Origin of the sequence: Zobellia barbeyronii, assembly GCF_018603515.1 — a bacterium.
Lineage (GTDB): Bacteria > Bacteroidota > Bacteroidia > Flavobacteriales > Flavobacteriaceae > Zobellia > Zobellia barbeyronii.
In genome coordinates this window covers 35,242-51,225 of the sequence record NZ_JACATN010000006.1, presented here as the reverse complement: position 1 = coordinate 51,225, position 15,984 = coordinate 35,242, and the positions used below count along the sequence as shown (strand labels likewise).

Genomic DNA, 15,984 nt, shown 5'->3' with positions numbered 1-15,984 from the left:
GTTTTAGTTAGGCAAACTGAAATTTTCGTTAAGTTTGTTAAACAAAATTATAACAAAAAAACAGCCAAGCGAAATATTATGTTCACAGGCTTTCATTTTAACACCTCAACTTTTTGAACGAACTCATAATAGAACTTACCGAGATTAGCCCGAGAGAATTTTTTGGGCAACAAAATGAAAATATCGACCTACTTAAAAAGTATTTTCCAAAGTTAAAAATAGTAGCACGTGGAAGCAAGATAAAAGTCTACGGAGACGAAGAACTCTTGGAAGAATTCGAGCGTCGCTTTGACATGATTACCGATCATTTTGGAAAGTATAATAAACTAGATGAAAACGTCATTGAAAGGGTGTTGACCAGTAATATATCTACGGATTACGAGACGCCCAAAAGCAGTGATGAAACTTTGGTGCATGGCGTTAACGGAAGGTTGATAAAACCGCAAACATTAAACCAGCGCAGGCTGGTAGCTGCTGCTAAAAATAACGATATGGTTTTTGCTATAGGGCCAGCTGGTACGGGCAAAACGTATACAGGGGTAGCTCTTGCTGTTAAAGCTTTGAAAGAAAAGCAAGTACGACGTATTATCTTAACAAGACCTGCAGTAGAAGCGGGAGAGAATTTAGGGTTTTTGCCAGGAGATTTAAAAGAAAAGCTAGATCCGTATATGCAACCCATATATGATGCGCTAAGAGATATGATTCCCGCTGAAAAACTAACGCATTTAATTGAGAACGATATCATTCAAATTGCTCCGTTGGCTTTTATGCGTGGCCGTACCTTAGACAATGCCTTTGTTATTTTGGACGAGGCACAAAATACCACTCACGCACAGATGAAAATGTTTCTGACTCGTATGGGTAAGAATGCCAAGTTTATGATAACGGGTGATCCGGGTCAGATAGATTTGCCAAGAAGAATGATTTCAGGTCTAAAAGAGGCGCTTCTAATACTTAAGGATACAGAAGGTATTGAGATTATATACCTAGATGATAAAGATGTGGTACGTCATAAACTAGTGAAGAAAGTTATTGACGCATACAAGAATATAGAACACCAAAATTAATTTAGAATTCTCTCTCTTTTAATAAAAAATCACGAACATCCTATGAGCAGTACCATTACAGATACAAATTTTGAATTTCCGGGCCAGAAAAGTGTTTACAAAGGCAAGGTGCGTGAAGTATATAAACTTGATAACGGCGTATTGGTTATGGTTGCCACGGACCGTCTATCGGCTTTTGATGTGGTGATGCCAAAGGGTATTCCATACAAAGGTCAAATTTTGAATCAGATAGCCACCAAAATGATGGAAGCTACTAAGGACATTGTTCCTAATTGGTTAATGGCTACGCCTGATCCTAATGTAGCTGTAGGTCATGCTTGCGAGCCTTTTAAGGTAGAAATGGTCATTAGAGGATATCAATCTGGTCATGCGGCCCGTGAGTACAAACTGGGTAAGCGTATGTTGTGTGGTGTAGCTATGCCAGAGGGAATGAAGGAAAATGATAAATTTCCAGAGCCTATTATTACACCAGCTACCAAAGCGGAAATGGGTGATCATGATGAGGATATTTCTAAAGAAGATATTCTTAAAAGAGGTATTGTTTCTAAGGAAGATTATGAAGTGCTAGAGAAATATACAAAAGCTCTTTTTGAAAGAGGGACTCAGATTGCTGCAGAAAGAGGTCTTATTCTAGTGGATACCAAATATGAATTTGGAAAGACTAAAGACGGTAAGATAGTCTTGATAGACGAAATACATACGCCGGATTCTTCACGTTATTTTTATGCGGATACGTATAAAGAACTACAGGATAAAGACGAGCCTCAAAAGCAATTATCTAAAGAATTTGTGCGTCAATGGTTAATTAAAAATGGCTTTCAAGGTTTGGAAGGGCAGACTTTACCAGAGATGACAGATACTTATGTGGAGTCAGTTTCTGAAAGGTATATTGAGCTTTACGAAAACATTACAGGAGAAACTTTTGTTAAAGCAGATATATCTGATATACAGAATCGTATAGAAGGAAATGTGCTTAATTACTTAAAGAGGTAAAAATTTTATTTAAGTAGTTTTTTCGCTGAAAAATTCTTCTTTGTTTTTAATCTCTGAACAATTTTTATAAAAGCAATGGCGGTTATATAGGCATCGCCCAAAGCGGTGTGTCGATCCTTTTTTGATATGTCAAATTTTTCCGCCAGCTCATCTAAAGAATATTGTGGCTTTACATGTAGCAGCGGAGATTTGATTAGAGTCCTTTTGTAAAGAACTGAAGTATCCAAAAATTTATTCTTCAGGTTGGGCATTCCATGACGGTTCAAAGCGTGGTTGATCATGTTCCGGTCAAAACCGGCATGATGGGCCACCAATACAGAATCCCCAATATACTCTAGAAACTTAATCAAGGCTTCTAGCTCGGTAATCCGTTCTTGTCTTTCTTCCTGTAAAATTCCGTGGATTTCTATGTTTTTAGCATGGTAAAAATGTTGGTAAAGAAAGACCTCAAAACTGTCATTTATAGGAATACTGTTGTTCTTTATGGACAGGGCGCCAATAGATAGTATGCGGTCTGTATCATAATCAAAGCCCGTAGTTTCTGTATCAAACACAACAAAACGTATTTCGGAAATGGTATAATCTACCTTCTTGTCGAACTTTGCTTCGTATTCTAACCAAAAATCAGGGTAGTGTTTTTTACGTTTTTTTTTGAAGAAATCCATTAGCCGAGTAGGTTTGTTACTTTAAAGCGAATTTTAAGAAGCTCCTGCAAATCTTTTATGGTCTTAAAGCTACGTTTCAGTTTTATTTTCTCTTCTTTGGTCAGTTTGGTTAAAGCAATAAAACGACCAGAATCATTATGTAATAAACCTTGTTTTGTCCTGAATTTCAGCAAGGCTTTTGTAGCATAGGAGCATGCTAAGAAAAGTTCTTCGTTGTTTGGTTCTAGTTCAGCCAACTTCTCAAAACGTTCTGCAGTGTTATTAATGGACTTTACTTGGTGGGAGAGCACAAGAACTCTTGCTCCATCTATTAAAGGCATTAGAGCTCTTCGTTTTAAATCAAAGAAATCCTTGTACTCACCATCCTCTTCCACTAAAAAGCTTCTGAAAAATCCGCTAGGGGAAGGGCTTTGGAGTGCACCGCTTGCTAGGTGTAAAAAGAAAACGGGGTATCTCTCGGTAGTTTCAAAAAGGTGGGCACTTAATTCGTTCACCAAACTAACATCGCCATAGGCAAGGTTGTAATCAAAGAATATCGAGGACAACAGAACTTCATCCGGCCCAGGGTTGGTTATCCAGTGAAAAGTGCGGTCTTTCCATTCGGCTAGGCTCAAACACCAATCAGGGTTGGAGGCCATCATTTCTGCAGGGCAATACTCGTATCCTATTTTGAATAGGCCCTTAGTGACCAATTTTGCCAATTCTAAGAAGTAAATACGTGTTTCCGTAAGCTGCTCATCAGGTACGTTTTCAAAAACTAAGGCGTTATCTTGATCGGTTTGTAATAGTTGTTCGCTACGACCTTGACTTCCCATGGCCAACCAAGCAAACTTAACTGGTGGTGGGGCATCCATCCTGGACAACGCAATCTTGGTGATTTGTTTGATGCAGGCATCGTTTAGCTCCGAAATAATTTTTGAGATAAGTGTTAATGGTAAATTCTGTTCTAAATACCCACTTAACAAGTCCATAATTCTTCTGCGGACTGTTTTTAGTTTTTTGAATCCGTTAGCTCTTTTTATGGCTTTTAGTAGTACTGCGGGGTTGTTTCCTAGCTCAAACATAATGTCATGCTTGCTTATGATACCTACGGCTTCGGAATCTGGGGTGCCGTCCATAGTAAGGCACAAGTGGCTAATACTACTTTTCATCATGGCCATTTGGGCTTGTGTGACGGTCATTTTTTTTGGATAGGTAATTACCGGCGAACTCATGACATTTTTAGCGCGAGTGGTTATAGGAAAAAGGCCGGTAGCAATTTTATTCCGCAAATCTTTATCCGTTATAATACCAACGGGAAGGTTGTCTTTTACAATCAATACAGATCCAACTCTTTTTTCGGTCATTGTAGTGGCTATGGTCTTTATTGTCGTATTCTCGGAACAAGAAATCAGTTTTTTTGAATATGATACGCCCTGCACGTCTAATAATTCACTGCTTTTTAGGGGGTTACTTTCTGTGGGAGTGGAGCCCTCATAAAGTTTTCCTCTATAACTTTTTGAATATGGATTACGGGTGTTGGAGGCAAAGCTTTCAATTAAAAAAGTACCAACTGCTTCGTATTCTTTAATTATCGGCTTAAACTCAATTATTGGAATAGCGTAAAGAATAGTTTCTTCATAGGCTTTAGCTCCAATTTTATAGTTTTCGTTCGCAATAAGTGGGCGTAGGCCAAAAATATCACCTTCATCACATAAATCTACAACCTCATCATTCGGCTCTTTGGTAAGTACTACAGCACCTTTATGTACTACATAAAAACAAGGGTGAGCTTCTTCTTCAATAGTAAAGATTACCTCGCCCTTTACTTTGTAGATAATACGTACTTGTTCGGATAGGTTTTCTAGTTCCTTGGTAGCTACTTCGTTAAAAGGCGGGTAGTTTTTGAGGAAATCGGCAACCCGAGCAGAAATCGTATTCTTCATAAAGTAAATTTAAAGCTAAAGTTAGATCAGGAGGAGCATAAAAAAAAGGAAAACCAAATAAAGAACGAATACCAAGGCTTCTTCATCGCTTCTTTTAGTTTGGGTTAATAGTTTTCTAGAAAGAAGGCTAAACATTTTGAAGCAGCCCAAAGTTATCTGCTATCTTTGATAGTTCAAAAGCATGGTTTTGGGCATATTTAAAGGAAACATAGCAATAAACTTTAGAGAGCTTTTACAATTTTTTAAGAGCGCTGATTTTTCTAAAGCTATAATGGTTGGCGTAGCGGTTACTGTTCCTATTCTTTTGGGAATATATTTTGACCAGTTAGAAATTGGTCTGGCCATATGTTTTGGAGCTTTTTGGAGTTCGCCTAGCGATGCAAGTGGTAGCTACAGACATAAGAAAATTGGTATTCTCTTCTCTGCCGCTTTAGTGGTCATCGTTAGTTTTATTGGGGGGTATCTGGATTTGCCCATTTACATTTTGATACCCGTTTTAGGTCTATTGACCTTTTCCATTGCTTATATCTCCGTATTTGGTTTTAGGGCTTCATTAATCAGTTTTTCTGGTTTACTGGCCTTGGTTCTGAGTTTTGCACACGAACTGCAGGAGCTAGAAGTTTATCAATATGCATTGTTGGTGGGGCTGGGCGGTTTGTGGTATCTGCTATTAGCTGTGGTTTGGCACGGTATTAATCCTACAGGAGAAATAGAGGAGACTTTTCAAGAAACCTATCTCTTAACTTCCAATTTTTTACATATTAGAGGGCAATTGATTGAGCCGGGTCTTGATAGGCAAAAGTTACTTTCCGAGCTCCATAAATTACAAGAGCAACTCATGGAGAAACATGAGAAGTTAAGGGAGACTCTTATCCTTTATCGTAGAAGTTCAGGACGTTCTATTTACCATAGTAAGAAATTGTTGGTCTTAGCTCAGCTTGTAGAAATGCTTGAAATAGCCATAGCTAAACCAGTTAATTACAGTAATATGGCTGTAGTTTTGGAAAAACATCCCCAGTTTGTAGAGCGGTTTCAAAAGTTAATGTTCAAAGTGTCCGAGCAATTAGAAGAAATAGGTTACGCTGGAAAGAATAAGAAAAAATTACCTAAAAACGGAGAGTTGCAACAAGCTCTAAAAGACATAGAGATTGAGATATCCGTGCTAAAATCGAAACCAAATAATGAGAATTTGAGTGCATATTTAATGCTCCAAAATCTATATGAATACCAAGAACAACAAGTAGAGCTATTAAAAAAGATAAAGTGGTTATTAGATGACCCTAAGGAAGAGGAACTAGAGTTTATTGATGAAAAATATGCGCGTAAATTTATAGCGCCGCAAGATTATGACCCTAAGATGTTGGTGAGTAATTTTAGTTTTGAATCTCTTATTTTTAAGCATGCACTTCGTTTGGCGGTAACTGTAATGATTGGTTATGGTATAGGTACCATATTTGATTTTCAGAATCCGTATTGGATTTTATTGACCATCATCATAATTTTAAGGCCTAGTTACGGACTTACCAAAACAAGATCAAAGGATAGGATCATAGGAACCCTTATAGGCGGTGCTATTGCCTTTATTATCGTGTCCCTTGTGCAAAATACTTATTTGTTTGCAATACTGGGTATAGGTTCTCTAATCGTAGCCTTTTCTATGCTACAGCGAAATTATAAGACAGCTGCAACGTTCATTACATTGAGTGTTATTTTTATTTACGGTATTATCCGTCCTGATATTTTGACGGTTATACAGTTTAGAATCCTTGATACCGTAATTGGTGCAGGATTATCATTCCTAGCCACTTTGGTATTATGGCCTGCATGGGGTTTTCTAAGCATGAATAATAACCTTAAGAATTGCCTGATAGCCAATAAAAATTTTTTGAGGGAGATTGCAGCCTATTATAGTTTAAATAAAAAAGATCACACAACCTTACGATTAACTCGTAAAAAAGCTTTTCATGAGACCTCTAATTTAAGCGGAGCCTTTCAACAAATGGTTCAAGAACCAAAATCAAAACAGATAAATGTAAATGAAGTGTATGAGTTGGTAACGCTAAGCCATGCTTTTTTGTCTTCATTGGCGTCTTTAAGCTCGTATATTCAGAACCATTGTACCACAGAAGCTTCCGAGGGGTTTAAATCTGCTGTAGCGCATATAGAAGGAAACTTGGAAAGAGCAATTGGTATTCTGGCACATGTATATACAAAGGATAATTTTTCACTAAAAAGTCAGGAGCAATCCTTTGAGGACAATCGTCTGAAATTCAATACCATTGTATGGGATTTTGAAAATGCCTTAAAAGTAGGGGATGAGCGTAATTTACAAGAGGCTCATTTGATTATAGGGCAATTACGTTGGCTCTTTTCTTTAAGTGGAAAAATGCTAAGATTTGCCCAAAAAATTGAAAATGATATAGTAGTTGAATAGGGCCTATAAGTAAGGTTTATTATAATGTTAGATTAAAGTACTCGATCATAATGTTTTTTATAGCCTCTTCATTTAGCGGTTTGAACAACATAGTTTCAATTTCACTAAATAAACTCATTTTTCCCTTGTCAGAAGGGATGATTGAAGTGGTTAACAGTATAACCCTAGTATTAATTTTTAGGGACATATCAATCTTCTCATAAATCTCCATAAACTCCCAAGCATCCATAGTTGGCATGTTTATATCTACAAATATGAGCTCTGGGAATACCTCTAAAGTATTAAGATATTCAATTGCTTTTATTCCCATAGTAAAAGTGTGGATTCTCTCCACACAGTTTACACGTCTTAAGTAAGTTTCATGAATAAAATTGGTAGCACTGTTATCATCTAATAGAACAATTGATTTTAGCATATTTTTAAAATTATAGATTTAAATTAAAGAGGAAAGTACATCCTTTACCAATTTCTGATTGCACCCATATTTTCCCTTTATGTAGTTCTACTATTTTTTTACAATGAGCCAAGCCTATACCGGTTCCTTCATAATCTTCCTGATTATGCAATCTTTTAAATACCTCAAAAATATTATCCTGATTTTTTTTGTCTATTCCTATGCCATTGTCTTTAACATAAATAAGATGGCCATTATCTGTTGGTAGCGTACCAATTTCAACAATAGGGTTCTCTGTCTGGCTCACGAATTTTATAGAATTACCAATAAGGTTTAGGAAAAGAGAATGTAGTTCAACCTTGTGTCCTGTTATATTTGGTAGCTCCTTAATTACTAGCTTGGCATTGGTGGAAACGATACGTATTCGTAAATCTCTACGTACGTTTTCAACAATAGCATTTAAATCAACTAATTCTCTTTCAGAGTCACTTCCAATTTTAGAATACGCCAAAATTACTTTTACCAATTGTCCCATTCTGGCAGATGCCTCTTCTATGAAGTCTAAGTAATTATTGGCATTGGGGTCTAATACTTCAAAATATTCATCTTTAAAAAGCGCCACAAAGTCTCTTATGGTTCGTAAAGGCTCTTGTAGGTCATGACTTGCTACATAAGCAAAACGTTCTAGCTCTTTATTGCTTTGGGATAATTGTTTGAGATTGGTAATATCAATGACACTACCAATCATCCTTACAGCTCCATTTTTATCATTCCACTCGATGACATTGCCCTTGCACCATACCCAGATAGTACCTCCGTCTTTATGAAAATAACGAGCTTCGTTGTCATAAGGTATTTTTCCTTTGCTTTTTATGTGATCCTGTAAGTTGCTAAGTACGTTAGGTAAGTCCTCCGGATGTACAAGTTTTAGCCATGATTCTGGGGAATTTTTCAGTTCATGATCTTCATAGCCAAACATTTTTTTGTAGGTAGGACTCAGGTACTCAGTATTTTCTATAATATTCCAGTCCCAGAAACCGGCAAGGGTTATTTTCAAAATTTGCTCAAAGACCTTATTTTTATCAAGAAGCTCTTGTTCTAACTTAGGAAGTTCTTTTAACATAGAAACATCTGTGGTGGTCCCCAACATTCTTTTTGGTTGCCTGTCGTCTGTCCACTCTACAAGTTTTCCTCTTATTAGCAAGGTTACATAATGCCCTAATTTATGTTTGTATCTAGTTTCTACGGCGTATGGAATCTTACCCTGAGATTGTAGATGTTTTTTCATCACCTTCTCTTGGGTTTTTAAGTCATCTGGGTGGGATAGCGCATTCCAAAATTCTGTAGTTTCTTTAATTTCATCTTCGTCATAACCTAAAATATCACCAATAGATCGGCTAACATAATAGGTGTTGTCAACTATATTTAAATCCCAAAAACTATCTGTTGTTTGCTCAATAGCAAGCTGATGATTTAAAAGTCTTTGTTCTGCCGATTTAAGTTTGTTAATATCAACATAGCTAAGAGTGGCTCCGGCAATATTCCCTCCACCATCATGAAAAGGAACAATTTTTTGTAAAAACCAATGCCCTTTGGCATCTTTTACTTCGTTTTGAAGTGGTGCACCATTAATTATAACGGACTTAATATCTGAAATGAAATTCTTGTAATTGTTCTTGTGAAATGTACTTGAAAAATGCTCTAAAGGACGGTTAACATCACTATTCAGTAAATTAAAATGTTTGGCCACACTAGGGGTGAACTTTCTGATTTTCAGTTCGCTATCTAGAAATATTGTACCTATGTCCGTACTTTTAAATAAGTTGTCTAAATCTGAATTAGCAAAGGCAAGTTCTTCTATTTTTTCCTGAAGTTCCGTGTTTACAGTATGGAGTTCTTCATTTACACTTTGGAGTTCTTCATTTGTACTTTGCAACTCTTCATTAGAAGCTAAGAGTTCCTCATTGGTAGCTTGCAGCTCTTCATTGCTGGTTTCTACCTCTTCAATCATGTTTTTAAGACTCTCTCTAGTTTCTTTTAGCTCAATCTCCAGCTCTGTTTCTCTTACGCTTTCAGGAGAATCATCACTTTTTGTAAATTGAATGCTTTGTCCTGTCTGTATATCTACTGGCCTAATAATTACCAAAAAATTAGGAGGGTTGCTATTTAAAGGATTTTGGAAAGATGCCACGTGCATATTAACAATGAGTGGCTCTTTTCCCGTTGAAAAATTTAAATTCTCATGCTTTATTTTTTGGCTGGTATTACCAACCTTTCTTATAGAATAGCTTAAAACAGTGGCAACACTTTCTGGTACCATTTTTAGCAAGTTCATGCTAAACCCTTTATTTGGTAAACTTATGTAGTTGCTTAGGTCTCCAAAGGCATCTGCAATATTAAAATTAGCATCTATAATAATTGCCGCAAGCTGTAGATTGTCACTTAAGGCCTCTACAATGAGTTGTCTTGTATTTCGTTCGTGGCTCAAATTCTTAACGCCAAACGCATTTTTTTGAGTACCCTGCGAGTTGTAAGGCTGTAGCCCTAGTATTTTAGCAGGGCGTATATTACTATATATTTTTTCCTTTCTATGTATTTCATTAAAAGCAGCCTTTTGACGACCAAGAGATTCACTACTTCCTAATACTAGAATACCATTTAGGTTAAGGGAATAATGTAATACATCTAGCGTTCTGTTCTGCGCTGCGGGCTGTAAATAGATTAGCATATTTCTACAAAGCGAAATATCCATTTTATTAAAAGGCGGGTCTTTAAGCACATTGTGCTTACTAAAGATAACCATGCGCCTTATGTTTTCATTTATGTAGTAATAGTCCCCTTTTTTAGTGAAGTTTTCTGCTAATCGTTTTTCTGAAATATTCGCTACGGAACTTTCGTTATACATACCTTTTGAACCATCGTCCAGGTGATTCTTTTCTATGTCTGTAGCAAAAATTTTTACTAGATTTTTCTTATTCTGTTTAAGGAGAATTTCATTGATGATTATCGCTAAGGAATAAGCTTCTTCTCCACTACTAACACCAACACACCAACATTTTATGGCGTCATCCTTTTTCTTATCCGTTATTATTTTAGGAATAGTCTCATTGGCTAGGATGTTCCAAACCAAATCATCCCTAAAGAAACTAGTGACCCCTACTAAAAACTCTCTTACCAAGAAGTGGGCTTCTTCAGGTCTTTCAAATAGGTAATCTTTGTAATCTTTTAATTTTTCCAAACGCTTAATGCCTATTCTACGGGCAATCATACGTACAAGGGTAGGCCTCTTGTAATATTCAAAATCTAATTTAGTCTGGCTATTTACAAAGTTTAAAATCTTTATAAGGGTTTCTTCGTCCTTTAAGATGTTTTCTTCAAGAGATCCATAAACGGCAGGGTGCTGAACAAATCTTTGGAGCTCTTCTCCCATCTGCTCTGTAGGTAGTACATAATCTACCAAATGGGTGTTTATGGCATTTTGCGGCATACTTTCAAACTCTGCTTGTTCAGGGCTTTGTACCATTACCATGCCACCAAATTCTTTAATATCCCGAGCTCCAGAAGTACCGTCGCTACCTGTTCCACTAAGAATAATGGCAACTGCCTTATTAGTCTTTTCTCGAGCCAGTGATTTAAAAAATAAATCGATTGGGAGATTTAACGTTCTTCCAATAGGTTTATCTTCCAAAAGCAGGTAGCCATCCTTTATGAAAATATTCTTTTTTGGAGTTAAGAGATAAACTGTTTTAGGCTGTATTTTTGTCTTTTTAACCACCTCAACAATAGGCATATCCGTATTTTTAGACAGTAGTTCGCCCATGAGACTTTTGTAGTCCGGGCTTAAATGTTGTACGACAACAAAACTATGTTCAAATTTGGCGGGTAAATTATCAAAGAAAGATTTTAAAGCCTCTAAACCTCCGGCACTAGCGCCAAGACCTATGATTGAGAATTTATTACTCTTTGTTTTATTTTGTTCAGTAGGCTTATCTACAGCTAGGGATTCACTCATTAAAGTTAATTTGGTCAGAATAAAAGTAGTTAATATCTTACATAAATATGTTAAAAAACATAAAATATTATTAAGAAATTATTCATATTCTTAATAACACGTTTTTAGCAATTAATTTGCAGGCTTTATCAATGCATAAAAGACTAATAAAATTTACGAACAGGTAATCTAAGTCGCATATATTTGCCCATTTTAAAATTTAAAAAATTTCTAATATTTTTTATCAGGGTTCAAAACAGTTTTAAACTCTATATACTAGGGTTTGGAGCATCAAAAAATACATTGTAATATTCTAAAGGAAGAAGTAGCTAGATGCTTGAATTTCAAAAATGAATTTTGCAGGAATCTTTGCAAAAAATCAACATTAAAACACAAGATTTAAAAATATATAAAAGTGGGGGAGGTATTGAATTTAAAAGAAGATATTTAGTTTTATGATAACGTAAATTACGTTTTTGCCTGTTTTAATTAAACTTAACAGTTATACGGTTTTTCTTTTTAGAAATTGTAGAACTTTAAACTCAAAAAACTAAAGTGTAAGATTAAAGTATTCTGTCATAATTTGCCTGATAGCGGTTTCGTTTAGCGGCTTGAACATCATGGCATCAATTTGTTTGTATTGTTCCATTTTCTCTTTATCAGAAGGCAGTATGGACGTAGTTAATAGAATTACTCTCGTGTTAATTTTTAGAGACATATCTATCTTCTCGTACTCTTCCATAAACTCCCATGAATCCATAGAAGGCATATTTATATCTACAAATATGAGTTCCGGAAGCGTTTTCAAACTATTGAGGTAGTCAAGAGCAGATTTCCCCATGGTAAAGGAAAGAATATTTGCCGCGCAGTTTACACGTTTTAAGTAGGTTTCATGAATGTAGTTTGTAGCAGTGTTGTCATCTACAAGTACTATTGATTTTATCATAATACGGGGATTATAGATTTAATAAAAGTAAAATGCACTAAATTATTAACCTTTGGCAATAGTTTTATTTTTCTTTTACAACCTTCATGATTAGGCTTGTTATTTTGGGAAAATTATTGCGAATATCCGAATTTTTTGTTAAAATGTCAACTTTAAAATTCTTATAAACTAATAGTTTTTATTCATGAATGATTGCTAATAATAGGTTGAACATTTAATTTTTATAAGCAGTATCCTTTAATTTAAGGTTGTTTTTAGAGCAAAACTTTTAAATCAATTTTCGCTCTACAGCCACTTTTATAAGCGATGCCGCATTAGAAACTTCAAGTTTTTGCATAAGATTACGTCTGTGCGTTTCCACGGTAAGCGGACTTATAAACAACTCCTCCCCAATGGTATTTGTGGTTTTTCCTTCCGCAATTAAAGTGAGCACATGCTTTTCTCTTCTGGTAAGTTTTGGCAAGTCCGTTCTTTCTTGAGTAACGGAATCCGCAAGAATTTTTTGCACCTCACTACCAAAATAGAAATTACCTTCGTGAACTTGGCTAATAGCATTCACCAGTTCATCGGCCGTAGCGTTTTTAAGCAAATACCCCTTTACGCCGTTCTTGATCATTTGGTTAATGATACTAGGCTCACTATAGGTGCTAAGGCCAATAATACCAACATTAGCTCTTATGTTCAGTATCTTAGTAACCATTTCAACACCATTGATGTCCGGTAGGTTTACATCCAACAAAATAACATCGGCAGTATCTTTTTCTAAATAAGAAAGGGTGTCCGTTCCGTTCACAAAATGCGTTTTTACGGTAACACGCTCATCATCACTTAATAATGTTTTAAGCCCTTCAATCACCATAGGGTGATCATCAACTATTAAAATATGTATAGGTTTATGCTGCATCTACATTGATTTGGACGTTAACTGTAGTTCCTTCATTTTCTTCTGAGTGAAATTCTAAATCGCCTTTTAAGTAGGCTACTCTTGTTCTAAGGTTAGAGAGCCCCATACCACCATCTTTAGCTACTATGTTTTCTTTATTAAAGCCAACACCATTATCCTCTACGGTAATATCAACTTTATTACCATCTCTCATATATTGTACTAAAACATCAGAAGCGTGGGCATGCTTTATGGCATTGTTAATCAACTCTTGAATTACACGGTACATGGTAACTTGTTCGTTTAGCCCTATACCTTTTTCAGTACCGTAGAATTGCAAAGTTACTTTTGTATCATTACCGGTCATGCTGCTGCAATAATCTTTAAGTGCCGCTTGAAGTCCGAATTTAACCAAGGTTTCCGGCATCATATTACGAGCAATAGAACGCAACTCCGTTAGGGAGTCATCAAGGTCTTTCATTACCTTTTTTAGTTGAGTCTTAGGGTATTCCTTTGGTTCGTCCTTATCTAGTTTGGACAAATTCATGCTAATACCAGATAATCTTCCGCCTAAGCCATCATGTAAGTCTATAGCTAGCCTTTTTCGTTCTTTTTCCTGACCTTCTATCATGGCAGAAAACACTTCGTTTTCTTGCTTTTGCTTTAGAAGAGCTACTTCTTTTTCTTGTTCACGTTCTTTTTTCCTTGCCCTTCTAAGCTTATCATTATAGGCGTAGAAACCTATAAAAAGTAATAACGCTAGTATACTGGCAGTAGCGCCTAGTAAGTAGGTTTGGGACTTTTTTACCTGTAGCGCTAGTGCTGCTTCACTTGTTTCATTTTTAAGAGCAAGAATTTCTTTTTCTTTGGTAGCAGTTTTGAATTGTATTTCAAGCTGTTGCAAAGAAGAATCTAAATTGCTTACTCTCATAGTGTCTCTTGCTTTTACGTAATCTCGTAAGTAGCTGTATGCTTGTTCATAATTATTAAGTTCTGCTTCGAAATTTGCCAGCGATAAGTAGTTTTGTACTATTTCATCAGTATTGTGATTAGTATCACTAAAATTCATATACTTTAAAGTGTATTCTTTAGCCTTTTTAAAATCGCCCATTTTACGGTAGGTTTCTGCATACCTCTGGTAAAGCCCCTTCAAATAAAAACTTAATGCGTCCTCTTTATAAAACTCGTAAGATTTGTTCAGAGCATCTATAGAATTTTTATATTCTCCAGACTTACCATAGTAATGACCAAGTTCTGCATAATAATAACCTTCGTAGAAAGAATTAGGAATTTGTTCTAGGTTTGATTTTGCAATATCTAGCACAGATTTCATTTGTTTTAAAGAATCCATCTCTCCTAAAACGGTTGTAAATGATAGAGAGTGATAAATCATATCTTCGGGAGAACCTACTTCTTCGTATTGTTTTTGGCTTATCAAAAACATATTATATGCCTTATCACTAAGAGATAAATTTCCATACTTTATAGCCAAGCTAGTATTAGCATTGGCTACGAACATTTTATCCCCAATGCGTTGCGCATAGGGGATGGTTTCTGCAATAAGTTCAATTTCTCTTTTTACGTTGCCTTCGAAACCGTAGGCCACACCTATATTAAATTTACCTCGTATCCATATTTTAATATTACGAGCAGAAGAGTCTTTTGCTACCAATTTATCGGCAAAATTGTTACCTATAGTAAAGTACTTCTTTGCGTTTTCAATATCAAAATAGTCTAGATAAGCACCAGCTACGTTTATATTAGCATCGGCCATACCTCTCAGATAGCTAATTCTTTTAGCAAGCGCAATGGCAGCAAACCCTTTTTCAAAAGCTTTTAAGGAGTCTACTCCACCGTAGGACCGTGCCAACTCGCTAAGAATATTAACGCGGGTGGTGTCATGCCCTACTAACTTTAAAGCATTTTCTAGACTATCTATTCGCGCTTCTCGTCCCGTTTGGGCAGAACCTGTATAGGATAGTAAAAGGATAAAAACAAATACTAGAGCGCGCATTTTGGTATAGAAGTTTTTGATTGTTTACAGCCAAGATACTACAACTACACGGCACTATAAACACCCTATAATCAATATACTGGAAAACCAGTAGAAAAATATACAAACAACATGGTATTTCAGAAACAAGCATTTCAAAATACCTTGCCATCAGTTAATTGCACTAAGCACCTATTAACCACCAAGCTAATTAAAAGGAGCATTGTTGCCGTAAAAACCTTTAAAAAATCAATACATAAGTAAAGATGAAAAGAACACTCTTATTTACAGGTTTACTCTTCCTAACTCTTTTAGGATGTAAATCTCAGCAATACACTTTTGAAGAATTACCGGATAAGCAATTGGTTTTTGGATATGGAGGCGGTATGGCCGGAACAGTAGATACGTATGTACTTCTAGAAAACGGACAGTTATTCCATACGAATTCTCTAACCCAACAAACAGAGGAGTTAGAGCCGCTATCAAAAAAAGAAGCGAGTGCATGTTTTTTAAAGTTTGAAGAATTATCACTTTCTGAAACAGATTTTGACCACCCTGGCAGTCGCTACTATTTTTTAGAAGAAGTAAACCAAGACGCAAAACATAAAGTGGTGTGGGGGGCTAGTGATCATAAACCTTCTGAACGCTTTTTGGATTTTTATAAGGAGATGAAAAACCATATCAAATAACCAA

At 35.9% G+C, this 15,984-nt stretch carries 11 protein-coding genes; 4 read left to right on the top strand and 7 right to left on the bottom strand.

What is annotated here, in order from left to right:
* Positions 1-113: 113 nt before the first annotated feature.
* Together HW347_RS17775 and HW347_RS17770 are read left to right on the top strand one after the other, a co-directional pair.
* On the top strand, positions 114-1,067 hold the full coding sequence (locus HW347_RS17775) for a PhoH family protein (protein ID WP_214613093.1): 954 nt from the start codon (positions 114-116) through the stop codon (positions 1,065-1,067).
* Between the two features lie 42 nt (positions 1,068-1,109).
* Positions 1,110-2,060 (top strand): phosphoribosylaminoimidazolesuccinocarboxamide synthase, encoded by a 951-nt coding sequence (locus HW347_RS17770; RefSeq protein WP_214613092.1) that lies wholly within the window; start codon positions 1,110-1,112, stop codon positions 2,058-2,060.
* 5 nt (positions 2,061-2,065) lie between these two features.
* Here HW347_RS17770 and HW347_RS17765 read toward each other — a convergent pair whose 3' ends face one another.
* Both HW347_RS17765 and HW347_RS17760 read right to left on the bottom strand, forming a co-directional pair.
* Positions 2,066-2,725 carry a 3'-5' exonuclease gene (locus HW347_RS17765; RefSeq protein ID WP_214613091.1) on the bottom strand — a complete coding sequence of 220 codons (660 nt, stop codon included), beginning with the start codon at positions 2,723-2,725 and terminating at the stop codon, positions 2,066-2,068.
* Positions 2,725-4,650: a DUF294 nucleotidyltransferase-like domain-containing protein gene (locus HW347_RS17760; protein ID WP_214613090.1), complete on the bottom strand. Its 1,926-nt coding sequence runs from the start codon at positions 4,648-4,650 to the stop codon at positions 2,725-2,727. Before HW347_RS17760 ends, HW347_RS17765 begins: the two co-directional genes overlap by 1 nt.
* Positions 4,651-4,837: 187 nt before the next feature.
* On the opposite strand from HW347_RS17760, the gene HW347_RS17755 reads away from it, so the two are divergent.
* Positions 4,838-7,084, top strand: coding sequence for an FUSC family protein (locus HW347_RS17755; RefSeq protein ID WP_225901971.1), 2,247 nt, complete (start codon positions 4,838-4,840; stop codon positions 7,082-7,084).
* 19 nt (positions 7,085-7,103) lie between these two features.
* Here the strand turns inward: HW347_RS17755 and HW347_RS17750 are convergent, their stop codons facing one another.
* From HW347_RS17750 to HW347_RS17730, 5 genes are all read right to left on the bottom strand, one after another.
* Positions 7,104-7,499 (bottom strand): response regulator, encoded by a 396-nt coding sequence (locus HW347_RS17750; protein ID WP_214613088.1) that lies wholly within the window; start codon positions 7,497-7,499, stop codon positions 7,104-7,106.
* A gap of 10 nt (positions 7,500-7,509) precedes the next feature.
* Positions 7,510-11,490: a chemotaxis protein CheB gene (locus tag HW347_RS17745; protein ID WP_214613087.1), complete on the bottom strand. Its 3,981-nt coding sequence runs from the start codon at positions 11,488-11,490 to the stop codon at positions 7,510-7,512.
* Positions 11,491-12,019: 529 nt separating this feature from the next.
* Complete coding sequence (locus HW347_RS17740; RefSeq protein WP_214613086.1) at positions 12,020-12,415, bottom strand: response regulator; 396 nt, start codon at positions 12,413-12,415, stop codon at positions 12,020-12,022.
* A gap of 268 nt (positions 12,416-12,683) precedes the next feature.
* Entirely contained in the window at positions 12,684-13,319 is a 636-nt protein-coding gene (locus HW347_RS17735) for a response regulator (RefSeq protein ID WP_155596758.1), read from the bottom strand.
* Entirely contained in the window at positions 13,309-15,312 is a 2,004-nt protein-coding gene (locus HW347_RS17730) for a sensor histidine kinase (protein ID WP_214613085.1), read from the bottom strand. Before HW347_RS17730 ends, HW347_RS17735 begins: the two co-directional genes overlap by 11 nt.
* A 245-nt stretch (positions 15,313-15,557) precedes the next feature.
* Here HW347_RS17730 and HW347_RS17725 point away from each other — a divergent pair, with 245 nt between their 5' ends.
* On the top strand, positions 15,558-15,980 hold the full coding sequence (locus HW347_RS17725) for a hypothetical protein (RefSeq protein WP_214613084.1): 423 nt from the start codon (positions 15,558-15,560) through the stop codon (positions 15,978-15,980).
* Positions 15,981-15,984: the final 4 nt, after the last annotated feature.